23 protein-coding genes and 16 tRNA genes are annotated in these 25,650 nt (G+C 43.6%); 3 read left to right on the top strand and 36 right to left on the bottom strand.

What is annotated here, in order from left to right:
• Positions 1-99: 99 nt before the first annotated feature.
• The 8 genes from FRZ06_03525 to FRZ06_03490 form a co-directional block, all read right to left on the bottom strand.
• Positions 100-828, bottom strand: a complete 729-nt coding sequence (locus FRZ06_03525) for a Stp1/IreP family PP2C-type Ser/Thr phosphatase (protein QOX62479.1) — start codon at positions 826-828, stop codon at positions 100-102.
• A 156-nt stretch (positions 829-984) separates the two neighbouring features.
• A complete protein-coding gene (gene rsmB / locus FRZ06_03520) occupies positions 985-2,283 on the bottom strand; it encodes a 16S rRNA (cytosine(967)-C(5))-methyltransferase RsmB (GenBank protein ID QOX62478.1) in 1,299 nt (432 codons plus the stop codon).
• A gap of 1 nt (position 2,284) precedes the next feature.
• Complete coding sequence (locus FRZ06_03515; protein ID QOX62477.1) at positions 2,285-2,989, bottom strand: zinc metallopeptidase; 705 nt, start codon at positions 2,987-2,989, stop codon at positions 2,285-2,287.
• A 108-nt stretch (positions 2,990-3,097) separates the two neighbouring features.
• Positions 3,098-4,027, bottom strand: a complete 930-nt coding sequence (locus FRZ06_03510) for a methionyl-tRNA formyltransferase (GenBank protein QOX65814.1) — start codon at positions 4,025-4,027, stop codon at positions 3,098-3,100.
• 7 nt (positions 4,028-4,034) lie between these two features.
• Entirely contained in the window at positions 4,035-4,502 is a 468-nt protein-coding gene (gene def, locus FRZ06_03505) for a peptide deformylase (GenBank protein QOX62476.1), read from the bottom strand.
• A 71-nt stretch (positions 4,503-4,573) separates the two neighbouring features.
• Positions 4,574-6,589, bottom strand: coding sequence for a primosomal protein N' (gene priA / locus FRZ06_03500; protein QOX62475.1), 2,016 nt, complete (start codon positions 6,587-6,589; stop codon positions 4,574-4,576).
• 18 nt (positions 6,590-6,607) lie between these two features.
• Complete coding sequence (locus FRZ06_03495; protein QOX62474.1) at positions 6,608-7,621, bottom strand: aspartate--ammonia ligase; 1,014 nt, start codon at positions 7,619-7,621, stop codon at positions 6,608-6,610.
• 102 nt (positions 7,622-7,723) lie between these two features.
• A complete protein-coding gene (locus FRZ06_03490; protein QOX62473.1) occupies positions 7,724-8,380 on the bottom strand; it encodes an epoxyqueuosine reductase QueH in 657 nt (218 codons plus the stop codon).
• Between the two features lie 299 nt (positions 8,381-8,679).
• Here FRZ06_03490 and FRZ06_03485 point away from each other — a divergent pair, with 299 nt between their 5' ends.
• Positions 8,680-9,609, top strand: a complete 930-nt coding sequence (locus FRZ06_03485) for a TIGR01212 family radical SAM protein (GenBank protein QOX62472.1) — start codon at positions 8,680-8,682, stop codon at positions 9,607-9,609.
• A gap of 7 nt (positions 9,610-9,616) precedes the next feature.
• On the opposite strand, the gene FRZ06_03480 is transcribed toward FRZ06_03485, so the two are convergent.
• From FRZ06_03480 to codY, 22 genes are all read right to left on the bottom strand, one after another.
• Positions 9,617-10,195, bottom strand: coding sequence for a thymidine kinase (locus FRZ06_03480; protein QOX62471.1), 579 nt, complete (start codon positions 10,193-10,195; stop codon positions 9,617-9,619).
• A 260-nt stretch (positions 10,196-10,455) separates the two neighbouring features.
• Complete coding sequence (locus FRZ06_03475; GenBank protein QOX62470.1) at positions 10,456-11,205, bottom strand: S-layer homology domain-containing protein; 750 nt, start codon at positions 11,203-11,205, stop codon at positions 10,456-10,458.
• A gap of 396 nt (positions 11,206-11,601) precedes the next feature.
• Positions 11,602-11,677: transfer RNA gene (locus FRZ06_03470), tRNA-Phe, on the bottom strand.
• 18 nt (positions 11,678-11,695) lie between these two features.
• Positions 11,696-11,772: transfer RNA gene (locus tag FRZ06_03465), tRNA-Met, on the bottom strand.
• Between the two features lie 11 nt (positions 11,773-11,783).
• Positions 11,784-11,860 (bottom strand) — tRNA-Pro (locus FRZ06_03460).
• 29 nt (positions 11,861-11,889) lie between these two features.
• Positions 11,890-11,965 (bottom strand) — tRNA-Trp (locus FRZ06_03455).
• Between the two features lie 3 nt (positions 11,966-11,968).
• Positions 11,969-12,060 (bottom strand) — tRNA-Ser (locus FRZ06_03450).
• Positions 12,061-12,174: 114 nt separating this feature from the next.
• A tRNA-Ser gene (locus FRZ06_03445) sits at positions 12,175-12,263 on the bottom strand.
• A 31-nt stretch (positions 12,264-12,294) separates the two neighbouring features.
• A tRNA-Lys gene (locus FRZ06_03440) sits at positions 12,295-12,370 on the bottom strand.
• 4 nt (positions 12,371-12,374) lie between these two features.
• Positions 12,375-12,450: transfer RNA gene (locus FRZ06_03435), tRNA-Gln, on the bottom strand.
• A 15-nt stretch (positions 12,451-12,465) separates the two neighbouring features.
• Positions 12,466-12,542, bottom strand: a tRNA-Arg gene (locus FRZ06_03430).
• 26 nt (positions 12,543-12,568) lie between these two features.
• Positions 12,569-12,642 (bottom strand) — tRNA-Gly (locus FRZ06_03425).
• Positions 12,643-12,647: 5 nt separating this feature from the next.
• Positions 12,648-12,722 (bottom strand) — tRNA-Gly (locus tag FRZ06_03420).
• Positions 12,723-12,728: 6 nt separating this feature from the next.
• A tRNA-Tyr gene (locus FRZ06_03415) sits at positions 12,729-12,813 on the bottom strand.
• Between the two features lie 315 nt (positions 12,814-13,128).
• Positions 13,129-13,203 (bottom strand) — tRNA-Thr (locus tag FRZ06_03410).
• Between the two features lie 21 nt (positions 13,204-13,224).
• Positions 13,225-13,301: transfer RNA gene (locus FRZ06_03405), tRNA-Asp, on the bottom strand.
• Between the two features lie 48 nt (positions 13,302-13,349).
• Positions 13,350-13,425 (bottom strand) — tRNA-Val (locus FRZ06_03400).
• A 96-nt stretch (positions 13,426-13,521) separates the two neighbouring features.
• Positions 13,522-13,596, bottom strand: a tRNA-Asn gene (locus FRZ06_03395).
• Between the two features lie 101 nt (positions 13,597-13,697).
• Entirely contained in the window at positions 13,698-14,327 is a 630-nt protein-coding gene (locus tag FRZ06_03390) for a YigZ family protein (protein QOX62469.1), read from the bottom strand.
• 12 nt (positions 14,328-14,339) lie between these two features.
• Positions 14,340-15,593, bottom strand: coding sequence for a GTPase HflX (gene hflX, locus FRZ06_03385; protein ID QOX65813.1), 1,254 nt, complete (start codon positions 15,591-15,593; stop codon positions 14,340-14,342).
• Positions 15,594-15,804: 211 nt separating this feature from the next.
• Entirely contained in the window at positions 15,805-16,482 is a 678-nt protein-coding gene (gene yunB, locus FRZ06_03380; protein QOX62468.1) for a sporulation protein YunB, read from the bottom strand.
• A gap of 110 nt (positions 16,483-16,592) precedes the next feature.
• The gene (gene codY / locus FRZ06_03375) at positions 16,593-17,372 is read right to left on the bottom strand and encodes a GTP-sensing pleiotropic transcriptional regulator CodY (GenBank protein ID QOX62467.1); all 780 of its coding nucleotides are present in this window, start codon (positions 17,370-17,372) and stop codon (positions 16,593-16,595) included.
• Positions 17,373-17,688: 316 nt separating this feature from the next.
• On the opposite strand from codY, the gene FRZ06_03370 reads away from it, so the two are divergent.
• Together FRZ06_03370 and FRZ06_03365 are read left to right on the top strand one after the other, a co-directional pair.
• Positions 17,689-17,982, top strand: coding sequence for a hypothetical protein (locus FRZ06_03370; protein QOX62466.1), 294 nt, complete (start codon positions 17,689-17,691; stop codon positions 17,980-17,982).
• 12 nt (positions 17,983-17,994) lie between these two features.
• Complete coding sequence (locus tag FRZ06_03365) at positions 17,995-18,189, top strand: helix-turn-helix transcriptional regulator (GenBank protein QOX62465.1); 195 nt, start codon at positions 17,995-17,997, stop codon at positions 18,187-18,189.
• A gap of 136 nt (positions 18,190-18,325) precedes the next feature.
• Here the strand turns inward: FRZ06_03365 and hslU are convergent, their stop codons facing one another.
• The 6 genes from hslU to FRZ06_03335 all read right to left on the bottom strand — a co-directional run bounded on the left by hslU (position 18,326) and on the right by FRZ06_03335 (position 25,449).
• Positions 18,326-19,753: an ATP-dependent protease ATPase subunit HslU gene (gene hslU, locus FRZ06_03360; protein QOX65812.1), complete on the bottom strand. Its 1,428-nt coding sequence runs from the start codon at positions 19,751-19,753 to the stop codon at positions 18,326-18,328.
• 21 nt (positions 19,754-19,774) lie between these two features.
• Positions 19,775-20,314: an ATP-dependent protease subunit HslV gene (gene hslV / locus FRZ06_03355; protein QOX62464.1), complete on the bottom strand. Its 540-nt coding sequence runs from the start codon at positions 20,312-20,314 to the stop codon at positions 19,775-19,777.
• A gap of 51 nt (positions 20,315-20,365) precedes the next feature.
• On the bottom strand, positions 20,366-22,438 hold the full coding sequence (gene topA / locus FRZ06_03350) for a type I DNA topoisomerase (GenBank protein QOX62463.1): 2,073 nt from the start codon (positions 22,436-22,438) through the stop codon (positions 20,366-20,368).
• A gap of 91 nt (positions 22,439-22,529) precedes the next feature.
• A complete protein-coding gene (dprA, locus tag FRZ06_03345; protein ID QOX62462.1) occupies positions 22,530-23,390 on the bottom strand; it encodes a DNA-protecting protein DprA in 861 nt (286 codons plus the stop codon).
• Between the two features lie 58 nt (positions 23,391-23,448).
• Positions 23,449-25,029, bottom strand: a complete 1,581-nt coding sequence (locus tag FRZ06_03340) for a YifB family Mg chelatase-like AAA ATPase (GenBank protein QOX62461.1) — start codon at positions 25,027-25,029, stop codon at positions 23,449-23,451.
• A gap of 75 nt (positions 25,030-25,104) precedes the next feature.
• Entirely contained in the window at positions 25,105-25,449 is a 345-nt protein-coding gene (locus FRZ06_03335) for a YraN family protein (GenBank protein ID QOX62460.1), read from the bottom strand.
• Positions 25,450-25,650: the final 201 nt, after the last annotated feature.

Below are 25,650 nucleotides of genomic sequence, written 5' to 3'. Positions count from 1 at the left end.
TCTTGAAGTACAAAATTTTCTTTCCTCTTCGCGTTTCAACGGTCGCTTCCTTTCAGTCAATACTGCATCTCAATAGTGGCGCTCGTTCTAACGCCTCCGTTATATTTTCAAACAAATTACTGTTATGTTGTCATGTCCACCGTTCTCATTGGCACGTTCTACCAGCTTCCTGCTCAAAGTGCTCATGGAACTTGTTACTGCTGCCATGCTGCAGATTTCGTCCACAGCCACCTCTCCGTAAAGGCCGTCAGTGCATAGAATGATGATATCACCTTTGTTGGTATCCAATCGATAAAAATCTGGAAGGACTTTATCATCTCCTCCCAGCGCCCTTGTTATCATATTTTTCTGCGGATGGTTTTCCGCTTCTGCTCTAGTAATTGAGCCGCCTTTCACCAATTCATTTACATAGGTATGGTCTTCGGTAACCTGGCTGATCTGCCCGTCCCTGTAAATATAGGCTCTGCTGTCACCAATGTTAATAAAATAGGCAGTTCTTTTGTTCAAATAAAGAAGCACTGCGGTAGTGGCCATTCCCGCATTTTCAGGAGACTGCTTAGAAGCCTGATAAATCAAGTCATTCACTAATCTCATGCAATCCAGAAAGTAACTCCGCAGTTCATCTTCGTTTTCAGCACCCTTTAATGGCCGCGATTTTATGTATTCGGCAATACCTTTGACTGCCATCGTACTAGCCAGTTCCCCTGAATTCTGGCCGCCGACTCCGTCAGCAACGATATAAATTTCCTCTTTTGGCATGACGAAAAGAGAGTCTTCGTTTCTCCCTCTCTTTCTGCCTCTATCCGTTTTAAATCCCACTTGTGTCATAAGCTTCCCCTATTGATCCCGATGCTGGCATCATCACTTCACAAGAATTTAACCCTACGCCGTAAAGCTACATGACTGGCGGCAGCTCCATCCTTGCGTAGTTATTATATATAAAAACAAATGAAATGTCAAAGTTTCATCCGTTTCCCGCTTTCATCAATCTCCGATCAGGCTTTCATCTTTCTTCATTTTACAAATAAAGAATCCATCCGTGTTGTTGATGTTCGGAAGAAGCTGAAGCTCCTCAACCTTGCTAAAGCTCGAATTCTTTTTTAGGAACTCTTTCACGACTTTTTGATTCTCGTTGTGAGAAATGGTGCAAGTGCTGTAAACCAGAACTCCACCGGGTTTCACATACTTGGAGGATGCTGAAAGTATTGCAAGCTGCTTCTTTGGAAGTTCTTCCAGTTCTCTTGTTTGTTTTTTATACTTTATCTCCGGTTTTCTGCGGACTACTCCAAGGCCTGAGCAAGGAGCATCCACAAGTACTCGGTCGGCCTTTTCGATCATGGAAGAATCCACTCTGGTGGCATCCCAGGTCTTCGTTGTAATATTGGTCACACCCAATCTCTCTGCTTCCTTATCGATAATTGCCAGTTTCCGTCTATAGATATCCCATGCGACAATCTCGCCTCTATTGCCCATCTTCTCGGCAATTGCCAAGGTTTTCCCTCCAGGTGCTGCGCAAACATCCATAACAAGCTCATCAGCCTGGGGATCAAGAATATTGACAGCAAGAATAGAGCTTTCATCCTGAACGGAAAACATTCCATTATGATATAGTTTTCCATCAAGCAGCCCGCGCCCCTCAACATGCAGCGCCTCCTTGCAAAGAACTCCGTCCTCAGCAAGATACCCCTTGGCGGTGAGCCGTCTCTTTAAATCCTCTTTGGAAGTTTTAAGCCGATTGACCCGCACAACCAAATCCGGCGTAGTATTTCCCGCTTCTAGCAGTTCCTCCACAAATGGCGTTTCATATTGTTCCATCCACAGTTCTATGATCCAAGGCTCATAGGAATATTTGATGGAAAGATACTTTACCTCATCTGCAGCGCGATCGGGTAGTTCCACCGTTTTTCCTGCCCGAACGAAGCTTCTCAGCACGCCATTGACAAAACCCTCTCTGCCCTTGCAGAATCTCTTTGCCAAATCAACACTTTCACTGACTGCAGCATACTCCGGAACACCGCTGAGAAATTTCAGCTGATAGAATCCCATTCTTAATACGATGAGATCGCTTGTCTTCATTTTAGCGGCAGGGGTTTTTATGAAATGTTCTATCATATAATCCAAGTAGGTCTTGTTCTCCAAAACACCATAGACCAGTTCCCTGACAAATGACGGGGAATCCGGCTTTCCGCTGATAATATGATGATTCAAAGCGATGTGGGAATAGGAGTTCTTTGTTTCGACATCCAGTAGTGTAAAGTATGCAGTTCTTCTGTTCTTATCCATTTCACTGACGCCCCCTTAGCGCTAACATTCTAAGAAGAGTCGCTACTGCAGCAGCCAATGCGGCTACATAAGTCAAAGCAGCTGCAGAAAGTACCTTCTTGGCACTTGCGGTCTCTTCCACATAAATTATTCCTAAATCGTTCATCTGAGCAATTGCTCTTTTGCTTGCATTAAACTCCACCGGCAGTGTAATTAATTGAAATAAAACTGCCAAAGTGTACAAGATGATACCGATATTAAAGATCATATTTCCCTGATAGAGGTTCCCTGCCCCGATGATCATCAAACCGACAATCAAAATGGGCCAGGCTAGTCTTGATGAAAACGTTGCCAGCGGCGCCAGAATTCCCCTGAACCGAAGAGGAATATACCCTTCTGCATGCTGAATTGCATGGCCTGCTTCATGCGCGGCAATGCTGACTGACGCAATAGACGGATCATTGAACACTCGCGGCGACAAACGCATGACACGCTTACCCGGATGATAATGATCTCCCAGCCTTTGGTTTGTTACCTCAATAGGCACATCCTGAAGTCCATTGCTGTCCAGAATTCTTCTGGCAGCCTGAGCGCCCGTCATGCCCTTTCTGTTTCTTACAGTTGCGTATTTGTTATAGGCGGAATTCACCTTGCTTTGTGCATACATGGTAAAAATAATCGCCGGTATCAATATAATAATTGTCGGATCAAACATTCCTAAATACATTTCATCTCCATCCTTTCCCGCAGCAGACTTCAAAAATGTTTTCCAATTCAGCTGTCTGGCGCAACTTCCCTTTGAATTCTTCACGTATCAATTAAATACCCTTCCAAATCACCCTAAAACTTCACCGATTTCGATTTTGTTCCCCTTAAGGTATTCGGATACTTGCATCGCACGTTTTCCAGGCATCTGTAGCTTTGTGATCATCAGTGACCGCCCCCCTGCCGAAACTTTTATTCCCTCATTTGAGACCGCTCTGATCGTACCGCATGGTTCTGCAGACTTCTCATCAAGTGCTTTGGCTTCCCAAATCTTCATCGTTTCCCCAAGATAAAGCGTATGGGCCACCGGCCATGAATTCAGCCCTCTGATGAGCCGTTCAATTTCTTCTGGGGATTTTCCAAAATCAATCAGACCATCCTGCTTAAATACCATAGGAGCATAGCTTGCCATGCTGTCATCCTGCTTGGTCCTTCCTGCAGTTCCGTTCATGATATTCGGAAGTGTATCCATCAAGAGCTCTGCTCCCATTACCGACAGTTCCTCATGGAGCTGAGCAGTGTTTTTATCCTCCACATCAACAAATCTGGAAGCGATCATATCACCGGTATCCAAGCCTTCTTCCATATACATCAGCGTGATGCCTGTCGTTTTTTCGCCTTCAATAATACATCTGTGGATTGGTGCTGCTCCCCTGTATTTGGGCAGAAGAGATGCATGAATGTTGATACATCCCAACTCAGGAATTTCAAGAAGCTCAAGAGGGAGAAGCTTCCCGTATGCCGCGACGATGATCAAATCGGGTTTGATCTCTCTGATGCGGTTGAAAAACTCCTCATTGCCCTTTATTTTTTCCGGCTGCAGCACTTCGACGCCGTATTGAAGGGCAGTTTCCTTTACCGGAGGGAACTGCACCTTTTTTCCTCTATCTCTCGCCTTATCAGGCTGGGTGACCACAAGCTCCACCTGATAACCGCTTTCACACAGACTTTTCAGCGGCGGGACTGCAAACTCAGGCGTACCCATATAGACGATTTTAATCCCATTCTTATTCATCATCTCGATCAAACTCTCTTATATTCTTGGCTTTGTCTGTATAAAGAATGCCATCAAGGTGGTCGTACTCGTGGCTTAGTACGATTGGCAGAAAGCCAGTTCCCTCATATACCATTTCTTTTCCATCTCTGTTAAGGCCCTTCATCTTAATATATTCTGGCCGTTCAACGGTTCCGATATATCCGGGCAGGCTCAGGCAGCCTTCATCTTCGCTCTGGGATCCTTCTGTTTCAAGGATCTCAGGATTAATCATCTCGATGAGTTCACCATCTACTTCAGCAATGAACATTCTCTTCAAAATTCCTACCTGAGGAGCTGCAATACCCACACCGTTCTTCTCCCTCATGGTTTCAATCATGTCGTCAAGAATCATACGGATATGATCATTGATCTCTGTAACTTCTTTTGCTCTCTTTCTTAAAATTTCGTCGCCTTCCTGTACAATGTTTCTTAATGCCATTCAAACCTCTCCTCAATTAATACCAATGAAACTCGACGGCCTGGCCGTCCTACTTATAACACAGTATCTTGCTATAAAAAACTATATGGATTTACGTCGACAGAAATGAGATATTTTGCATTTCTGTCGGTGCTTATTTTCAATCTGATGTTATTCAGCACCTTAGTATAAGCTTTCCGTTTACCGGGAAAGCACTTGATCAGCAGCTGATAACGGTAAAGTCCTTTTATCTTGTTCATGGGCGCCGCCTGGGGACCAAGCACATACCGCCGTTCCTCCTCGCCCACACCCCGAATAAATTCTTCTGCAATCTGTCTGCACAGCTCCAATGCATCTTTTTCTTTCTCAGCAGACAAAACCACCTGCATCAAATCACTAAAGGGAGGATACCCTAGCTGCCTACGCAGCAGTGACTCTGACTGATAGAAGGTATCGTAATCATGATCTTTAGCAGCCAAAATCGCGTAATGATCCGGATGATAGGTTTGGATGAGAACTCGGCCTCTGCGATCTCCCCTACCGGCTCGCCCAGCGGCCTGAGTGATGAGCTGGAAGGTTCTCTCTGCCGAACGAAAATCCGGTACATTCAGGGTGATATCCGCAGATATAATACCAACCAGGCCGACATTGGAAAAGTCTAGGCCCTTCGCCACCAGCTGCGTACCAATCAATATATTAGTTTTACCCTTTCTGAAGGAATTTAAAATCTTGTCTATGCTGCCTTTTTTGGTGGTGGTGTCTAAATCCAGCCGATCGATGTTATAATCGGGGAAAATTTCCCTGGTCATCTCCTCCACTTTTTCTGTACCAGTCCCGAAATGTTTGATGTATTTCCCTCCGCAATCGGGGCAGAGGACAGGCACCTTTTCACTATGACCGCAGAAGTGGCAAACCGCTTCATTTCTGGACTTATGATATGTAAGTGAAATACCGCATTCCTTGCATTTCATTACGTAGCCGCAGGATCTGCAGGATACAAAGGTTGAGTATCCTCGTCTGTTCAAGAAAAGAATAACCTGCCTTTTTTCTGCGAGATTTTTTTTGATTTCCTCATAGAGCGACACACTGAAAATTGAACGATTTCCCTGCTTTAGCTCCTCACGCATATCAACGATTTCTACATCTGGAAGCGGCGTTCCATTATATCTCTCCTTGAGCAGAATCTTGTGATATTCACCCTGTTCCGCCTTATAGGAAGAGACCAAAGAAGGGGTTGCACTCCCAAGAAGGACCACAGCATGGTTTTTCTTCGCTCGTCTGATCGCGACTTCCACTGCGTCATATTTCGGCGTCATATCAGATTTATAGGTCGTTTCATGCTCTTCATCAAGGACGATTGTCCCTATGTTTTCCAGCGGCGCAAAAATTGCGGAACGAGCGCCGATGACAATCTTCACCTCACCACGACGAATTCTCATCCATTCATCATATCGCTCTCCCAGAGACAGCTTACTATGAAGAACTGCAATCTGTTCCGTTCCAAATCTTCCGATAAATCGGTCTATTGTCTGAGGTGTCAAAGAGATTTCTGGAACCATCATGATTGCAGTTCTCCCTCTCCCGATACACTCCTCAATGACTTTCATATAAATTTCCGTCTTTCCGCTTCCGGTCACACCGTGAATCAGAAAAACATTATGTTCCCCTGCCGCAATGACAGGCCGGATTGATTCCACTGCATTCTTTTGCTCTGGCGTCAGTGCTTTCCCTCCTGACGATTCCCCCGTAGCATCCTTGTAAGGCGTCCTTATCTTCCCTCTTTTTGAAGAAGTTCCCGCTGGGGTAAAGCACTTGATGGCATCAATATACCTGCAAAGGTACTGCCGTTTCATCCAGATACATGTAGCAACCGCCTCTTCGCTTAAAGAAATCTCCGGGTCAACGGCATCAACCGCTTTGAGACCTTTGATCTCTTCCGTCAGCTGATCCGCAGTTTGAATGACGTAGGCTTCTTTAATACGATTCCCCATAGCAAAGGGGACGGTAACTTTACTGCCCACCCTTACATTGTCATCTGCACAGCTGTAAGTATACAAATTGTCCGTATGATCCGTATTATTGTCGATTACTACATTAACATATTTCATTTTTTCTCTTTTCAATCATTATAATAAGAAGATATTATTTGCCTTGCATTCTTCGATCATATCTTCCGGCCAGACAGAAACCTGAACCTCACCGATATGGGCTTTTCGCAGGAAGAACATGCACAGTCTTGACTGTCCAATTCCGCCGCCGATGCTGTAAGGCAGCTCCTGATTGAGTATTGCTTTATGAAATGGCAGCTCTGACCGGTTTTCAGCATCAGCAAGCTTAAGCTGCTTCAACATGGAATTTTCGTCAACACGGATCCCCATAGAAGAGATCTCATAGGCGATGCCAAGAACGTCGTTCCATAATACGATATCTCCGTTCAGCTCCCAGTCATCATAGTCAGGAGCTCTTCCATCATGAGGCTCGCCGGATTTCAGTCTCCCGCCGATTTTCATAATAAATACCGCTCTCTTTTCTTCCGCGATCTTATCTTCTCTCTGCTTTGGAGTCAGCTCAGGATAAAGATCTTCCAATTCCTGTGTGGTGATAAAGAAGATTTCATTAGGCAGCTCCGTCTGGATGTCCCGATAAATCCGATTCACATAATCGCCTAGATTCTTCATTGCGTTATATATGGTGATCACAGTTTCCTTAAGATATTCTTCATTTCGATCGGACTGGCGGATGGATTTTTCCCAGTCCCATTGATCTACATAGATGGAATGCAGGTTATCCGCTTCCTCATCTCTGCGAATCGCATTCATATCAGTATAGATGCCCTTACCTGGCTCGATTTCATATTTTCCCAGTGCCATCCTCTTCCACTTTGCCAGGGATTGGACAATTTCTACAGTTCTTTCATCCTGCCCCTTTAAGGTAAAGGCAACAGGACGTTCCACACCGTTGAGATTGTCGTTTAACCCGCTTTCAGGGGTGACGAACAGGGGTGCAGAAACCCTTCTTAAATTGAGCCCATAAGCCAATTCCTGCTGAAAGAAATCTTTAATTTTTTTGATGGCCCTTTGGCTCTCCATCAGATCAATCACAGTAGAATATCCCTCTGGTAGTATGAGTCCTCTTGACATGTTTTTTTCCTCCAATTATTATCACATTATTATTACATTGTATATTTCTTTTCATACATAGTCTTAATGGCTATGCAGCAATCTCTCACAAAGGGGAATCCTTTATTTTGCATAGCTGCAGCCGCAAAACCGCTGCCTGTACAGTCCGTATTCCTTTGACAGTTCTATGGAACGCTGATACCCGCCCTGCTTTTTAAAATCCTCACCCAGAAAGGAGAGTGCATATCGCATCCCTAGCTGCATTCCAATCTTATGAATCAACTCAAAATTTTTATGCGGGCTGACGGATAGCGTAGTACTAAAGGTGTCAAAACCGCTCATCTTTGCAGTCTCAGCAGTTTTTTCAAGCCGCAGCTGAAAGCAAGAGGTGCAGCGTCTTCCGCCTTCCGGCTCCTCTTCCATCCCTTTAGATGCCTGTACAAACAACTCCGGCTCAAACGGGCCTTCCAGATAAGCAATTCTGTCTCTGGCGTCGATCCGGTCATTGTACTTCTCTATAAAATCAAGTTGTGCATCTCGCCTTTTTTCATATTCCTCTTGATCATTTATGTTGGGATTGTAGAAGAAAATTGTAATATCAAACCGCCCGGTGAGTCGCTCCACTACCGCGGTACTGCATGGCCCGCAGCAGCTGTGAAGAAGTAGTTTATGCCTGCTTTTGCGAACTTCATTCAATTGATCCAGTCTGATAAATGGGCTGCTCTGAGTGATCTCCTCCAGACCCTCATACCTGCAGTCCTTTTCTTTCGTCGTTTTCATTTTTTATAATCTTCCTCAATTTCATTCACTTTTCTTCTGATTTACGGTATTATTATATCATACGTGCAAGCCGCCGCTCCGGTTTGCTTCGCACCGATACAATCTGCGTTTTCGGTCCTGCTCGCTTTCAAAACAGAAATTCTCGCAGGGCACTCAATCCGTATAATAATCGCAGCCACAAGATTTCTGCGATTATTATTCCATGAATGATTATACCATATTATTGGGTTGCTGCAAATATTGCAATCGAAATGCCAACAGGTTTTACCCTTGAATTTTATCGAAAGAGACACATTGAAATGAATACCATATACAACGATCAATATTTTAATTCCATCGGCAGCTATTTAAAGCATCAATTTGGATGCAAAGTCATCAAACTTTCTCTGGACGCCGGATTTACTTGTCCTAACAGAGACGGCACAAAAGGCGCAGGGGGCTGCATTTTTTGTTCTGCAGACGGATCTGGTGATTTCGCCAGTGATATCCCTGGGCAAATTAAGCTTCTATCAAATAAATGGCCCTCCGGCAAATACATTGCCTATTTTCAAAGCCATACAAACACCTATGCCCCAATCGAGGTTCTGCGTGAAAAATATGAACAGGCTCTCGCTTATCCAGATGTCATTGGGATTGCAATTGCGACAAGGCCCGACTGTCTTTCAGCGGAAGTCTTGGAGCTTCTCGCAGAGCTGAGCAAAAGAACTTTCCTTTGGGTCGAACTCGGACTTCAGACCATTCATGAGAATACTGCGGAGCTGATCAATCGTTGCTACCCATTATCCGTGTTTGATGAAGCGGTTACGGAGCTGAAAAAGCGCGGCATAAAAACGGTAGTACACTTAATTTTCGGACTTCCGGGAGAAACCAGAGACGATATGCTAAGCTCCCTCCGCCATGTTTGCAGCAAAAATGTCTTCGGCATCAAGCTGCATTTAATGAATGTACTAAAAGGTACACGTCTCGCTGAATTTTATCCGGATCGGATACACATACCCCAAAAAGAAGAATACATCAACCTTGTGGTTGATGCACTCGAAATCGTCCCTCCAGAGATAACAATCCATAGAGTGACGGCAGATGCGCCGCGTCATCTTCTGATTGCGCCTGAATGGGGATATGAAAAGCGGTCCATCCTCAACGGAATTCAAAAGGAATTCAGACACAGAAACAGCTATCAGGGAAAAGGCTTGATAGGTCTGGTAAAAACTGATATAAGTTTGAAATAGTATCCTTTTATTCTCCCAGGCGTCCGTCATTGTAATGCTTTCTGCAAAGGGAAATATACATGTCATTGCCACCGACCACGATCTGTTCACCGGTCTTTACAAATTTCCCGTCCACAACCCTGGCTACCATGGTAGCCTTTCTGCCACACCAGCAGATTGTCTTGATCTCTTCTATTTTATCCGCATAAATCAGCATATAATAAGAGCCCTCGAAAAGCTCATTTTTGAAATCGTTTTTTAATCCGTAGGCCAGCACAGGAACATCGCAGCTGTCGACGATCTCAACAAGCTCTTGAACGTGATGCTTTTTTAGAAACTGGCACTCATCCACAAGGACACAGTCTATGCCATGACGCTTGTTTTCTTTCATAAACAATTCGAGAACATTGGTTTCCTCATTGATTGTAATTGCCTCTCTTGTGATCCCGATTCTGGAAGCAACGACCCCAACACCGAATCTGTCATCAATACTGGGCGTCAGAACCAGTACCCGTTTCCCCCGTTCTTCGTAGTTATATGCTACTTTGATCAGTTCTATGGACTTTCCTGCATTCATGGTGCTGTATCTGTAATATAATTGTGCCACTTCAGTTCCTCCTTACGTTCGTGTAATTCTATTTTAAAGGAATGGAGCGTTAAAATCAACAGGAACAGGGAAACAGGAAAAATGTTCAGGAAGAAACTTATAGAATTACTCCTCTATGATGAAAGCAAGTGCAGGAAGTAAAAGAGGCCATCCCTCCATGAAGATACATGTTGAGACAACCCCCAGCATAATACCGGTTGACGCAATCCATCAATCCGGATTATTTCTGTTTTGAATTATTTCCCTATTATATTACTTCCTTATTCAATCCATCTTTCCGTGGATTTCGTTTTATCCATTCTTTCATATTTATGGGAATTGCTAGCTTCCTGTACGATTTCATAATACCACTCATGTGCAGGATTATCGATCCAGCGAATCACCTTATGTGTTAGCCCCTCTCCATTCACTCTTCGATCAAGTGCATCATTGATCAGCATCATCCCTTCACAGCGAAGAAGATGCTCCTCAGGCCGAAAAGATCCGTCTCCAAAAGATCGAATCCAGCCGCGGCAGGCAGCCGTGCGAATTGGATCCGCACCCCAGTGATTGGGTGTATCTGGAAAGCTAGGCACATCGAGATCGAACTTCGTGGAAAGTTTTGAAGCGATATTAGCAAATTCAGCCCGTGTGATGGGGTTTTCAGGTCGAAAACTTCCATCTGGGTACCCTTGCAAGAATCCAGCATCAGCCAATTCTGATATTTCTCTGTAGGACCATCGGTCCGGACTGACATCAGAGAACTTCCTTTCCTTTTGTTCTGCGGCCCATTTATCACAGCCTTCCAGCAGCCTGCTAAAAATCGCCGCTGCTTCCTCCCGGGTCAGTACTCCAAGAGGTTTTACCGTTCCATCTGGATAGCCATATATGTACGCCCGGTGAATGCCGGTTATTCGGTCAGGCTGCTCAGCAGCATAACTTGTTTCCTTCGCAGTTAATGCTGCAAAAGGAACCAAGACTGCTGCAAGAAGAATGACCAAAAGTCCCCTGAAATTTGGTATTTCTTTCACGTTTTCCCCCTGATGCTCAATGCTCTACTACAGTTGTGTTTTTGTGTGCTTATGGTACTAATCTTCTTGTGCTCCTTATGAAACACCCCTTCTACTATTTATTATGAAGCTTGTCCACAGTTCAATGCAATCTAATGCTTATTACAAATTCTCCGACAAACAGCACGAAATCGTTTCTATTCGTTTCCATATATCAAGATGATTCAAGATATGACCGAATACGATGAATTTATTTTGTAAGCATACCGATACAACAAAAGGACGCATTCCTTAGAGATATGCATCGAAAAATAACAAAAGAGGAAATGACAGAATCGTCCAGAGATATTTCCTATACAAAAAAAAGAAAATCCTCCGAAAACGTTGCTAATTCAATCGTTCCCGAAGGTTTCTAAGTGGTGCCCAGACTCGGAATTGAACCAAGGACACGAGGATTTTCAGTCCTCTGCTCTACCTACTGAGCTATCTGGGCAAATCAATATTCACTTTTTGGTGGGCCATCAGGGACTTGAACCCCGGACCTGCCGGTTATGAGCCGGACGCTCTGACCAACTGAGCTAATGGCCCCTGATAAAAAATGGTCGGGGTGGCAGGATTTGAACCCGCGGCCCACTGGTCCCAAACCAGTTGCGCTACCAAGCTGCGCTACACCCCGCAACCAGCTGAATCTCTTATTATTAAAATTGGCAGGGGCAGTAGGACTTGAACCCACGGCACGTGGTTTTGGAGACCACTGCTCTACCAACTGAGCTATGCCCCTATGTGGCGGAGAAGATGGGATTCGAACCCATGCACCAGTTACCCGGTCTAACGGTTTAGCAAACCGTCCTCTTGAGCCTGCTTGAGTACTTCTCCATGGTTGGTCGATTCCTCTATATATCATGACGGAGAGGGCGATTTTACTCATCCTCCACTCCGTTAAGCTTAACGCCCTTCGGGTATAAATCCCTTGAGATTCATGTGTTTGTGTGGCGGAGAGGGTGGGATTCGAACCCACGGCCCCTTTCGGAGTCACTGGTTTTCAAGACCAGCTCCTTAAACCGCTCGGACACCTCTCCATCGTTAGGTTCTACTATCCTTCAGAGTTATTGGTGACCCATCCGCGATTCGAACGCGGGACACCTTGATTAAAAGTCAAGTGCTCTACCGACTGAGCTAATGGGTCCTATTGGCTGGGGTAGCAGGACTCGAACCTACGAATGACGGAGTCAAAGTCCGTTGCCTTACCGGCTTGGCTATACCCCATTCTCAAAAAAAATTTGGCGAGCCCACAGGGATTCGAACCCCGGACACACGGCTTAGAAGGCCGATGCTCTATCCAGCTGAGCTATGAGCCCAAATTGTTCTAGTGCTAATGAGAATATGGAGCGGATGGCGGGAATCGAACCCGCGCTATCAGCTTGGAAGGCTGAAGTACTACCATTGTACGACATCCGCAGAATTGGAGCGGAAGACGAGATTCGAACTCGCGACCCTCGCCTTGGCAAGGCGATGCTCTACCCCTGAGCCACTTCCGCATGTTTTGGTGGAGGGAGGTGGATTCGAACCACCGAAAGCTCAGCTAACGGATTTACAGTCCGCCCCCTTTAGCCACTCGGGAATCCCTCCAGATTATTGATTTTTCAAGGTATGTTGGGAACCAGCAATTCCCTTTTGTTTTTTGACCGCTTGATTATTATAGAATATTCAGCAAAATTTGTCAAGTTTTTTCTTTAAGTTTTTTTCTTTTTTTATTTTGTGTTACTGCCATATAATATGGAGTTACTGGAGCTGTTGGAGGGAATAAGCGTCTGCTCCACATCCGCTGTTCTTCGCCTCCTTTTCAGTCGGCTTGAACCTTTCGCTTTTCAAAAGTCCACCGGACTTTCTCCATGCGCTCGAGCCCTTTCGGGTTCGATTCCCTTCTATTATATATGGAGTTATTGGAGCTGGTGGAGGGAATCGAACCCCCAACCTGCTGATTACAAATCAGCTGCTCTACCGTTGAGCCACACCAGCTTATTCTGTATTTTTTTAAAATGGCGATCCGGATCGGGCTCGAACCGACGACCTCCAGCGTGACAGGCTGGCATTCTAACCAACTGAACTACCGGACCGTTTTTTTGGGTGAAACTCTCTTTTCGGCAAGCTTGGTTTGTTGAAATTGGTGGGCGCAATAGGGCTCGAACCTATGACCCCCTGCTTGTAAGGCAGGTGCTCTCCCAGCTGAGCTATGCGCCCGAAGCTTGCTTACTAATTGGTTGACACATTTATTTACTATACTCTGTTTTCACCTTCGTGTCAACACTTTTTTTATTTATTTTTATTTTTTTAACTTGGCTCCAAGGGTGGGGCTCGAACCCACAACCTATCGGTTAACAGCCGAGTGCTCCACCATTGAGCTACCTTGGAACGTTCGTTTTCGCTCTCTCTTGAGCGCTTTCTTATCTTAGCATAGGATTTTTTTAATGTCAACGGTAAAATTCGTTTTTCTGCTAAATTTTACTTTTCAATTAGGTCTTGACTTTTGCCAATCGCCTGTTTTCGTCTAAAATCAAGGCATTTCCCCCTGTCAAATTTGAAAGCATTGTTTTGATTTCTTCCCTACTTTCCGGCTCCATGACAAGATTCGCCACAACAGCATCCTCAAAAACAGCATCACAAATAGTGAAATTGCCATTTAAGGCAAGATTCTGCAATTTTCCGTAGAAAGTATAGTCCAGTCGCACCTTCAGCTCATCCAGTTCTTTTACATCGCAGATACCAGCGGCCTCTAATGCAAGCTTAGCAGTTCCAGTATAAGCTCTGACTAAGCCGCCGGTTCCTAATTTAATCCCGCCGTAATATCTTGTGACAACAAGCGCTAAATTAGTGATGCCTTCTTTTACCAGCATCTGAACCATGGGAGCACCGGAAGTCCCCTGTGGTTCTCCGTCATCACTTGCCCATTGAAACTGAAATTGTTCTCCGATTACAAACGAGGGAACATTATGGGTTGCTGTTTTATGCTTAGATCGAATTTCAAAAAGGAATGCTTCCGCTTCTTCTCTCGAATCAACTGGCCTGACATGTCCAATAAATCTTGATTTGTCTATGATTTGTTCAGCTTCAGCTTCTTTCATTACTGTTTTATATCTGATCACAAGAACCTCCGATTATTCCAAGAGAAGAAACTGCTCCAGCCTTCCGTAATCCTTCCTGGATATCTCTACTTCAAAATAAGTCCCTTCGTTTCGATACTCCATAGTATCAACACGAGCTTTTTCACAAAGATAGGATGAAATATCACCCCGATCATATGGGATCAGCATTTTAACCACAGTCCTGTCAGAAAAAATCTTTTCTTTGATACGATCCACAAGTTGCTCGATATTATCTCCCCGGGTGGCTGAAATATAAAGATTTTCTTCCCCATTGCTAGGAAGAGTGATATCCTCTGCAATATCAATTTTATTATAAACCATCAATCGGTCTTTCTCCGCAGCACCGATTTCTTTTAATACCTGATTCGTCACGCTAATATGAAAATCATGATCCGAATAGGACGCATCCACTACGTGAAGCAATAAATCTGCATAGTTTACTTCCTCTAAGGTTGCTTTAAAAGCCTTAACAAGCGAATGGGGCAGTTTGCTTACAAAGCCTACCGTATCAACCAGAATGAATTCTTGATTCGTCTCCAGCTTAATATTTCTCTGGGCAGTATCCAGCGTAGCAAAAAGCATATCCTTTTCAAATACACTCTTTTCTTCTTTGTCCGTAAACGAAAGAAGCCTGTTCATCAATGCTGATTTTCCGGCATTGGTATACCCCACCAATGCAACCACTGGAATTTCGTTCTTCTGACGCCTTGCTCTTTGTGTTGTTCTATTGTTTTTGACCTCTGCCAGTTCCCGTTTGATTTCATCCATCCTTTTGGAGATATGACGGCGATCGGTTTCCAGCTTCTTTTCCCCTGGACCTCTGGTGCCGATTCCGCCTCCCAGTCTTGAGAGGGATTTTCCAAAGCCGGTGAGTCTAGGCATACGATATTTAAGCTGAGCAAGCTCAACCTGAAGTTTTCCTTCTCGGGATACAGCTCTTGAAGCAAAGATATCAAGAATCAATATGGTTCTATCAATTACTCTTACGTTAAGCCGCTCCTCTAGATTTCTTAGCTGCATACCTGATAACTCATCATTAAAAATGACCGTATCAACCTCCATATTTTGGCACAGTTCGGCAAGCTCGTCCACCTTACCCTTCCCGATATATGTGGCGGTATTCGGTCTTTCTTTATTCTGTATCATCTCCCCCGCTACATCGACTCCCGCAGCCTCTGCAAGGGACCATAATTCTTTCATAGAATAGGAAATATCCTGATCCAGCTGAACACCTGCAAGAATTGCGCGGTACCCCTCATTTTGCAGGACTATATTATCATCTGTAAATCTCAAATCTGTACTCCTTATTTACATTTCCGGGGCAATGCCATATTAAATTATTTACCGGACATTTGCTCCAAATTAATATCTTCATGACTTATTTATAAGACAATCCAAAGATTGCCTGTAATTTAGTATACCATAAATCAAGAAAACTTGGCATTGCACCGCAAGGAAAATTTTCGCAGTATTACAATCACTCATTGAAAAAGTTTGTAGCATCCATTGCCGAACCTGGCGGCACATTAATATAGGAATTGGGAACTTCACCAACAATAATCGCTTCAGCAATCAGTATTGTATTTTGTATATCGATATTGTTAATTGAAAATGGTGCTAAGACTTTCGCCTGGCTGTCCATTTCAAGGTACACCTTATATTTGGTTTGATTGATCCCCATGCTCTCAAATTCCGTTTTAAAATTGGTTTTGGATGTTCCAATGGGAAGTACCTTAAGCGTAACATAAGGACCGAACTGGGATAAAATCTGACTTCCTACAATACTTCCTACAGGAACGCGCATCATGGAAGCATCTTCCCATTTATACTGATTCTGCACAGCTTGTGTCAGGTTGGTTGCAAGAGCATTCATAGCGGTCGTGTTGGATTCCACATATGTAATATTACCTTCCTGGTCAGTTTTAATCGTCAATAAGCCCTTTACATCAGCATCGTTTACAAACTGCTCTCGGACAGCCTCATTCACAATTCTTGTCATCATCGCTTTTACCTTAACTTCTGCAATTGCAGCAAGGTTGGGTTTTATGATTTTTTCTGTAAAAACAGCACTGTAAACAGTCAGTACTAAAAGCAGCACTAGACAAACAAACCATTTTATACTTTTCCGCTTGTCTCTCTTTCTTCTCTGTTTCATAAAAAAACCCCCAAGTACTTCAGAATATGATACTTGGGGTAAATTTGACACATGTTTTATTAAATTAAGTAATCTTTTTAACGCTTTCCAGATGTAAATCAGGTACAGCGTTATACTTCCAGCTTATCCAGTTCTTCCATAAATTTTCCATTGAGGATCTTGATATGGGTGCCCTTCATTCCGAGGGAACGAGATTCAATAACCCCTGCGCTTTCTAATTTGCGTAGTGCATTCACAATTACCGAACGAGTAATGCCGGATCGATCCGCAATCTTGCTGGCAACAAGGAGGCCTTCAGTTCCTTTCAGTTCTGCGAAAATCTGCTGCACCGCTTCAATTTCTGAATAGGACAGTGTTCCAATAGCCATTTGTACCACTGCTCTCTTTCTTGCATCCTCCTCAATCTCGAGGGTTTTCCGCCGTTGGATCTCCAGACCCACTACGGTTGCACCATATTCTCCCAGTACCAGATCCTCATCTGTGAATTCCGGTTTATATCTGGTCACAATCAAGGTTCCCAGTCTTTGGCCGCCACCGAGGATCGGAATGATCGTATGGAGCTTATCATAAGTATCATAGTCGTACTTAAAAATTTCCAGAGCCTCCTCAGCCTTCAGGTTAGCCTCTGTTTCAACAACTTTCAGCAAAGCCTCATTGTATTCATTTGGGAACTTTTCACTCCCGGTCTCCGGGTCGGTAATGGTAGAGCTGTCTGATTTTATCTTGTAATGAACGCCTATCACCTTTCCTCTTTTATTGGCAATGTAAACATTTGCATCCATCAGGTCACTCAATATCCCGCAAAGGTCATTGAATGAAAAGACGCCGGAAGCGCTTTCCTGGAGTACCCAGTTCAGCTTTCTTACCTTGGTAAGTATATCCCTTTCCATAAATTCCTCCATTATTATTTATTCTCATTATTTAAAATAGTAATTGTTAAATATTAATCTATTTGTAATCATTATATATGAAATATTAGCAATGTAAAATAGATTTTTTTGATTGTTCAAAAAAGTTTCATCATTCTGTACAATTTGGATGAACCCCGTTGATATCTAAGTTCTAACGTTTATTGAATCATCAAAAATAGGAACATGTGAAGCAAGCGCGCCCGAATTAAAATGTCAAACGTTCTTGACATTTACCCACAAAGAAGTTATACTGCAAATGTCAATTACTTTTGACATTTCGAAAGGAGTATTCTATATGAAAAAGATGGACGAAATGGAAATGAACATTAATCTGAGTGCAATTAAATGGAGCTGGGGTTTTACAGCCATCGCTTTGTTTGCTTGGAGTATCAACGATTACTTACAGAAACAGCAAGCTTCTGTTGCTTCTTTTCTTTTTGGCATGCAGATCATCGTTTATTTTCTGGTAAGCCAAATTTCAAAAGCTAAGGTTGATGATGCAAACGGGCGCAAATATATGTTAAGCGCCGCAATCTGCATCCTGTTTCTGCTGGCGTTCGGCAGCCTCCTTTATTTTTTTAATTTGTAAGAGGGCTATGGTGTGAAAAATCGGATCAAAGAGTTACGGAAAAATTTGGGGTTGCGTCAAGAAGATATGGCGGCACAATTAGGAGTAACCCGGCAGACGATTAATGCAATTGAAAACAACAAGTACAATCCTACCCTTGATTTGGCGATGAAAATCGCCAAACTATTGGAGCTACCGGTTGAAAGCATTTTTCTGCTGGAAGAATAGTGGAAGGCCAGCAATTGCATTTTGCAATATGCTGGCCTTTTACGTTACGTTCATCTTAGATAATCTTCTGATGGTCTATTATAGAGCTATTTTATTACTGCTATTATCGGTTCAATTACTTGATATACTGATTATATTACAGGATATACCGATCAATGTCATCAGCATGAATTCGATCAAGGAATTTCTCTTTTACGTATTCTTTATCGATGACGATCTCTTCCTCATTCATTTCCGGAATATTGAAAGAGATTTCCTCAAGAAGTTTTTCCATTACTGTGTGAAGTCTACGGGCACCGATGTTTTCCGTCTGCTCATTGGTTAGAAATGCCATTGTAGCGATTTCTTCCACGGCATCATCCGTAAAGGTCACTTTGATTCCTTCTGTCTCAAGAAGCATTTTATGCTGTTTCAGCAGCGCATTTTCCGGCACGGTCAAGATCTGAACAAAAGCTTCCTTTGTGAGATTTTCCAGCTCTACACGGATTGGAAAACGTCCCTGAAGTTCGGGGATCAGATCTGTTGGTTTTGAGATATGGAATGCCCCGGCCCCAATAAACAGAACATGATCTGTTTTTACCGGTCCATACTTTGTATTGATGACACTGCCTTCCACGATAGGCAAAATATCTCTTTGGACACCTTCTCTCGAAACATCAGCTCCTGAGCGATACCCAGAGCCGGAAGCGATCTTATCAATTTCGTCGATGAATATAATACCGTTTTGTTCGGCATTTTCCAGTGCTTCTATGGTAACTTGATCCATGTCAATGAGATTTTGTGCTTCCTGTTCCCGCAATATTTTTCTTGCATCCTTGACGCGAACCTTCTTGTTCTTCTTTTTCTGTGGCATCATGTCACCAAAGATATTGCCAATGGCAATGCTCATACCTTCATTTCCAAGATCCAGATTGTTGGTCTTAGGAGTATCATTGACTTCAATTTCAATAAACTGCTCTTCCAGAAGGCCGTCTTTAAGCTGCTGTCTGACCTGCTCTCTAGCCAGTTCCACATCGCCCTTCTCTGACTGGGTCTCATCCTTTGCTCCTGGAATCTGATTCTGACTGTTCTGATTGGTCTGAAAGCCTCCTCCCAGGATAAAATCAAATGGCCCTCTCACTCCGCCGGAGCTCTGGGCTGGTTTTTTCTTCCCTGGTATAATCGCCTCAATAATTTTTTCATCAGCGATTTCTTCCGCAATGGAGTACTTCTCCTGCAGACGGTTCTGTTTGGTAATACGGATAGATGCTTCCACCAGATCTCGGACCATGGAATCCACATCTCTGCCCACATATCCAACCTCTGTAAACTTAGTTGCCTCTACCTTAACAAATGGCGCATCCATAAGTTTTGCAAGTCTTCTTGCGATCTCAGTTTTTCCAACACCGGTCGGGCCCATCATAAGAATGTTTTTCGGTGTGATCTCTTCCCTCATTTCTTCAGGGAGCAGACTTCTTCTGTATCGGTTTCTAAGTGCCACAGCAACTGATTTCTTAGCGCTGTCTTGACCGATAATATATTTATCCAGTTCTTTTACAATTTCTTTCGGAGTCATGCTATACAGTGTGCTCATCTCTATTCCCCCTTACAGCTTTTCTACGGAAATGTTGCTATTTGTGTAGACACAAATAGACGAAGCAATATTTAATGCTTCCCTCACAATTTCCTCAGCATTCATTTCCGTATGCTTGTAGAGCGCGTTGGCGGCAGCATACGCAAAGTTTCCTCCCGAACCAATGGCAATAAAATCATCATCGGGCTCAATGACTTCTCCGTTTCCGGAAATCACCAAGAGGCTCTCCTTATCGGCAGCCACCATCAGCGCTTCCAAGTTCCTCATAGCCTTATCTGATCTCCAGGTTTGTGCCAATGCTACAGCGGCACGTTTTAGATTGCCTGAGTGCTCTTCCAACTTCTTTTCAAATTTCTCGGTCAGTGCAAATGCATCGGAAACAGATCCGGCAAAGCCGGTGATCACTGTATTTTTATATATTTTTCTTACTTTTTTTGCGGTTTGTTTCATGATGGCACTCTGTCCCATCGTGACCTGGCCATCCCCCCCAATACAGATGTCATTCTCATTCCGTCTGACAGCAACGATTGTAGTTGCGTGAAAATCTCCCATTTTGTTACTACCTCCTATGAAATCACGAATCACGATTCGTGATAAATCGACTTATTCTTTATACCCACATTCGGGGTTGGAACACAAATAATTTGTGGTTTTTGTTTTTTTCTCTGTAAGCAGCGAAGAACAGTTGGGACACTTTTTATCCACCGGTTTATTCCAATACAGCTTATTGCATTCCGGGTAGCCGCTGCAACCATAAAACACACGACCTTTTTTGCTCTTTCTCGCAATGATATCTTTCCCACAATCCGGGCATTTAACATCAATTTTGCTGACGATAGGTTTTGTATTTTTGCATTCCGGATAACCACTGCACGCCAAAAACTCACCAAATCTGCCATGCTTAATAGCCATCTGCTTTCCACAGACCTCACAGATTTCATCGGTCAGTTCGTCTTCAATATTTACTTTTTCAATGGCCTCGTCCGCAACCTGTAGTTCTTGTTCCAAGATACCGTAAAAATCTGCTATGATGGTTTTCCATTCGGTATTTTTTACTTCAATGTCGTCAAGCTTCTCCTCCATATCGGCGGTAAAGCCCGCATCAACGATCTCTTTGAAATAGGTTTCCATCAAATCTGTAACAATGAAGCCCAGCTCTGTAGGTTTGAGCATCTTCTTTTCCCGCGTAATATATTTCCGCTCGATGAGCGTCGCAATAATCGGTGCATAAGTACTCGGTCTGCCGATATCCTTATCCTCCAGATCCTTGACCAAAGAAGCCTCGCTGAAGCGGGAAGGCGGCTGGGTAAAGCTCTGTTCGCTGAGCATATCAAGGAGAGATGGCTTGTCGCCTTCCTTGAGCAGCGGCAGCATCTTCTCTTCATCCTCATCCATCACATTATTATATACCTTGAGATATCCATCAAATTTCATCTTTGAGCCGTTGGCTTTAAAAGTATAATCTCCGTTTACGATCTCTGCGCTGACACTATCATAAACTGCCGATGACATTCTGCTGGCAATAAAGCGAGACCAGATCAGCCGGTATAGGCTGTATTGGTCCTTGGTCAATGAATCCTTGATTTCATCAGGATGCAAAGTTACAATACTAGGGCGGATTGCCTCATGGGCATCCTGCACATCTTTTTTCTTGTTGGTAAACACATGATTTCCTAAATAACGATCCGAATACTTGTCCTTGATATACTCCACTGCTGCGTTCTGAGCTTCATCTGAAATTCTGACAGAGTCAGTACGGATATAGGTAACAAGACCTACTGTTCCGTGGCCTTTGATTTCGATTCCTTCATATAGCTGCTGAGCAATGAGCATGGTCTTCTTGGTATAGAAGTTCAGCTTTGTAGATGCTTCCTGCTGAAGACTGCTTGTTGTAAAAGGAGGATTCGGTTTTCTCACCTTTTCCCGTTCTTCTATTTTCTGTATAACAAAATCTTTTCCATCCAGCTCAGATAAAATATGATCCGCTTCTGCCTTATTGGATACAGTTATTTTCTTACCCTTGTGTTCCGTGAGCTTTGCAGCAAATTTCTTTTGTTTTTCCTTGCCCTTGCTCTCGTTCATCAGCATTGCGGTAATATTCCAAAATTCCTTTGGAACGAAGTCCAGTATGGATTTTTCTCTGTCACAAATAATTTTCAAAGCTGCAGATTGAACTCTACCGGCGCTGAGACCTCTTCTAATTTTTCTCCACAGCAAAGGACTAATCTTGTAGCCCACAAGACGATCCAAAACACGCCTTGCCTGCTGCGCGTCCACCAGCTTCTTATCAATCTGCCGCGGATGCTTTACCGCATTTTGAATCGCTCCCTTTGTAATTTCATTAAACACGATTCTGCATGGTTCATCAGCATTGATTCCAAGCAAATAAGCAATGTGCCAGGAAATGGCCTCACCTTCGCGGTCAGGGTCAGTTGCGAGGAATACTCTGCCAGCATCCTTTGCTTCCTTTTTCATTGCCTTTATAATATCTCCTTTGCCCCGAATCGAGATGTACTCCGGTTCAAAGTTATTTTCTATATTGATGCCCAGCTTGCTTTTCGGCAAATCTCTGATGTGTCCCACCGATGCGACTACTTTATATTTGCTGCCTAAAAACTTGCCGATGGTCTTTGCTTTTGATGGAGATTCTACGATCACCAGATTTTTATCGGCCATTTTCAGCCTCCTTTATCGATTTTTTCTGTTTAGAAATCATTTCGCATTGTATTACGACTTCTTACAAGAACAGATTATATTTCCAATAGTTTCATTTTGCAATAAAAATTTTTCCAAGAGCGGTCTGAAGTAGTCCTTTCATTTCCAAAATTGTAACCATGGAATTGATCTCCGAAGGCTTTCTTCCGGTGTTTCTGCATACTTCGTCCGTTGTGGACTCACCATTGAAACGAATATAATCATAAATTTTTTTTTCGTCTTCACCGAGTTCTATTTCTGCTATTGATTTCTTTTTTGAGCGGTTGATCCCCAATTCATCTATAATATCATCAAATACGATTAAAGGAACAGCTCCGTCCTTGATTAATTTATTGGCACCGAAGCTGCTCACATTATTTATATTCCCTGGCACAGCGTAAATATTCCTGCCTTGTTCCGCCGCATACTCTGCAGTAATCAGCGAGCCACTGTTCAGTCCGGCTTCAACAACAACGGTTCCGATACAAAGTCCGCTGATGATGCGATTTCGAAGCGGAAACCGAAAAGGCAGCGGCGGAACCCCCGGCTCATACTCTGATAGAATCAACCCTGTTTTTAAGATTTCCTCTTTCAATGCACGATTGGAAGCTGGATAACAGATATCGACACCACAGCCGAGTACTGCGATGGTCCTGCCTCCATAATCAACAGCTCCTTTATGTGCATAGGCATCAATGCCATAAGCCATTCCGCTTACCACACCGATGCCGAATTCCGAAAGTTTCTCTGACAAATGGTACGCTGCCCATTTTCCATATGAGGATGCTTTTCTAGCACCCACAACGGCAATCAAAGGTTCGCTTGCCAGCGTGATGTCTCCTTGATAGTAAAGTGCCTCTGGTGGATTTCCAATGTAATTGAGCAGTTCAGGGTAATCTTTCTCCCCTACTTTTACTTTTTTGATCTTATCCATATTTCACCTGTTTATTCCTGATTGCTTCTTCAAAATTTTTTCTTCTATTATATAGGTGCTACCTGGGGCTTACCATCACCATTCCCCTGTACATTTTGTCAAGACTTCTGTATTGAATCGCTTCCGCGATGTGATGAAGGCGAATTTGTTCTTCCCCTTCCAAATCGGCAATAGTCCTCCCCAGCTTGATGATTTTATAATGAGCTCTTGCACTAAAAGATAACTTATGAAATGCATGTTCCAGCAGCGTTTCTGTTTCTCGATCTAAAGCACAGTATTTTCTAATCAATCCTGTCGTCAGTTGTGAATTGTAGCAGATGGATTCACTTTTATAGCGTTCAAGCTGGACTTCCCTGGCTTGCTCAACGTCCTTTCGCAGTTCTTCCGATGTTTTTTGCTTGAAGGCTCCCATTTGCTGATTCGAATCAAGTCCCAGCCCCGCAAGCTCACTGTACTTCACCGGAAGTATTTCGATATGCATATCCATCCTATCCAGTAAGGGTCCGGATACCTTAGACAGGTAACTTCGTATTTGATTTTGAGTGCAGGTACACGCATGTGTTGGATCACCATAATAGCCGCAAGGGCATGGATTCATAGAGGCAAGAAGCAGAAAGCGAGATGGAAAGGTAACGGTCCCTCTGATTCTGGAGATGGAGACCTTTTCATCCTCCACCGGCTGCCGCAGCATTTCCAGCACATAGCGGCTGAATTCCGGAAGCTCATCCAAAAACAAAACTCCGCAATGAGCAAGTGATACTTCACCGGGTCTTGGGCTTACGCCGCCTCCCACCAAGGCCGGCCCTGATACCGTATGATGGGGCGCACGAAAAGGTCTTGCCGTGATCATGGGATGATCTGAAGTCAGTTTCCCTGTCACACTGTAAATCTTTGTGACCTCAAGCTTTTCTTCATAGCTCATTTCAGGCAGAATTCCAGATATTCTTTTGGCCATCATTGTTTTTCCAGCTCCCGGCGGACCAATGAGGAGTAAATTATGAGACGCTGCCGCTGCGATTTGCATGGCTCGCTTGACGGTTTCCTGCCCAGCCACATCGCTGAAATCAAGATGTTCCACACTTTTTTTTGCTTCTTCACGGGGATGCTTTGCGTAGGGGGTAATTTTCTCCTTACCCTTTAAGAAGGATACGATCTGCCCCAGACTTTCTGCTGGGTATAGTAAAATATCGTCGATGGCCGCAACTTCTGCAGCATTTGCAGATGGCAAAATAATTTTTTTAACCCCGTAATTTCTTAATCCGATTGCCAGCGGCAATGCTCCGTCGATTCGATTCAGCTTTCCGTCAAGCGAAAGCTCTCCCAAAAACGCAAAGGATGAGACAACACTTTTTTTCACAGTACCATTGGCAGCCATAACGCCAAGTGCAATGGGCAGATCAAAATGCGTCCCTTCTTTTTTCGTTCCTGCCGGAGCTAAATTAATCGTGATTCTCTTCGAAGGAAATGGAAAATTCGAGTTTACCATAGCAGCCCTGATCCGTTCCTTGGATTCTCTCACGGAAATATCGGGCAGACCCACCAGATTGAAGGCTGGCAGCCCAGGGGACAAATCGACTTCAACCATGACTTGTTCTGAATCCAGTCCGTAAAGAGAACCGCTTTTCACCTGTGAGTACATTTGTTTTTACCTTTCTAATCTTTTTAGAACCATGATTACGGGTCAGTATAATGCAATGGGTTTAACCACTGCAGACTACCCCGTTATATTTTTCACATGACGTAGGTATGCTTGAGCATCTATTCTTAAGATTTCCAGCACATCGATTCTCTGGTCGAAATCATTATAAGGATTCATCATCAAATAATAGGCTGCTGTTCGCTTGATGTGTCTTATTTTCTCTTGGTGGACTGCTTCGCATGGAAGGCCAAAGCTTTGGCTTTGCCTCGTTTTCACCTCAACAAATACCATGCAGTCCCCATCAAGTGCGATGATATCCAGTTCTCCGATTCTACATCGATAATTTCTTTCTAAAATAATGTAACCTTCTTTTTTCAGATACTTTTCAGCGGCGAGTTCGCCCCAACTGCCCAGGGTCATAAGTCCCTCCTGTTTTCAGTGAAAGGAATTGAATCAGTTTTTGTCTTATTCCACAATATACCATTTTATTTTTCAATTGTCAATTAATTACATTTATAGCTGCTCGGTAGCTGATAAAATCGTATAAAATAGAGGCAGCCCCGGAAAATTTCCGAGCTGCCTCTATTTCTTTTATTTGAGAGAGTTTACCTGGAGTGATAA

The sequence above is a fragment of the Clostridiales bacterium genome (assembly GCA_015243575.1).
Taxonomy (GTDB): domain Bacteria; phylum Bacillota; class Clostridia; order Peptostreptococcales; family Anaerovoracaceae; genus Anoxybacterium; species Anoxybacterium hadale.
The sequence above is the reverse complement of the archived record's forward strand: the minus strand, read 5'-3'. Positions and strand labels throughout refer to the sequence as shown.

Excerpts from the sequence above, each read along its gene's own strand:
- FRZ06_03495 (QOX62474.1), bottom strand. The coding sequence starts at position 7,621 with ATGTCAAGAGGACTCATACTACCAGAGGGATATTCTACTGTGATTGAT.
- FRZ06_03515 (QOX62477.1), bottom strand. The coding sequence starts at position 2,989 with ATGTATTTAGGAATGTTTGATCCGACAATTATTATATTGATACCGGCG.
- FRZ06_03490 (QOX62473.1), bottom strand. The coding sequence starts at position 8,380 with ATGAAAACGACGAAAGAAAAGGACTGCAGGTATGAGGGTCTGGAGGAG.
- FRZ06_03370 (QOX62466.1), top strand. The coding sequence starts at position 17,689 with ATGAAAAAGATGGACGAAATGGAAATGAACATTAATCTGAGTGCAATT.
- priA (QOX62475.1), bottom strand. The coding sequence starts at position 6,589 with ATGAAATATGTTAATGTAGTAATCGACAATAATACGGATCATACGGAC.
- rsmB (QOX62478.1), bottom strand. The coding sequence starts at position 2,283 with ATGGATAAGAACAGAAGAACTGCATACTTTACACTACTGGATGTCGAA.
- FRZ06_03525 (QOX62479.1), bottom strand. The coding sequence starts at position 828 with ATGACACAAGTGGGATTTAAAACGGATAGAGGCAGAAAGAGAGGGAGA.
- dprA (QOX62462.1), bottom strand. The coding sequence starts at position 23,390 with ATGGATAAGATCAAAAAAGTAAAAGTAGGGGAGAAAGATTACCCTGAA.
- hslV (QOX62464.1), bottom strand. The coding sequence starts at position 20,314 with ATGGGAGATTTTCACGCAACTACAATCGTTGCTGTCAGACGGAATGAG.
- FRZ06_03340 (QOX62461.1), bottom strand. The coding sequence starts at position 25,029 with ATGTACTCACAGGTGAAAAGCGGTTCTCTTTACGGACTGGATTCAGAA.
- FRZ06_03335 (QOX62460.1), bottom strand. The coding sequence starts at position 25,449 with ATGACCCTGGGCAGTTGGGGCGAACTCGCCGCTGAAAAGTATCTGAAA.
- yunB (QOX62468.1), bottom strand. The coding sequence starts at position 16,482 with ATGAAACAGAGAAGAAAGAGAGACAAGCGGAAAAGTATAAAATGGTTT.
- topA (QOX62463.1), bottom strand. The coding sequence starts at position 22,438 with ATGGCCGATAAAAATCTGGTGATCGTAGAATCTCCATCAAAAGCAAAG.
- codY (QOX62467.1), bottom strand. The coding sequence starts at position 17,372 with ATGGAAAGGGATATACTTACCAAGGTAAGAAAGCTGAACTGGGTACTC.
- FRZ06_03485 (QOX62472.1), top strand. The coding sequence starts at position 8,680 with ATGAATACCATATACAACGATCAATATTTTAATTCCATCGGCAGCTAT.
- def (QOX62476.1), bottom strand. The coding sequence starts at position 4,502 with ATGGCATTAAGAAACATTGTACAGGAAGGCGACGAAATTTTAAGAAAG.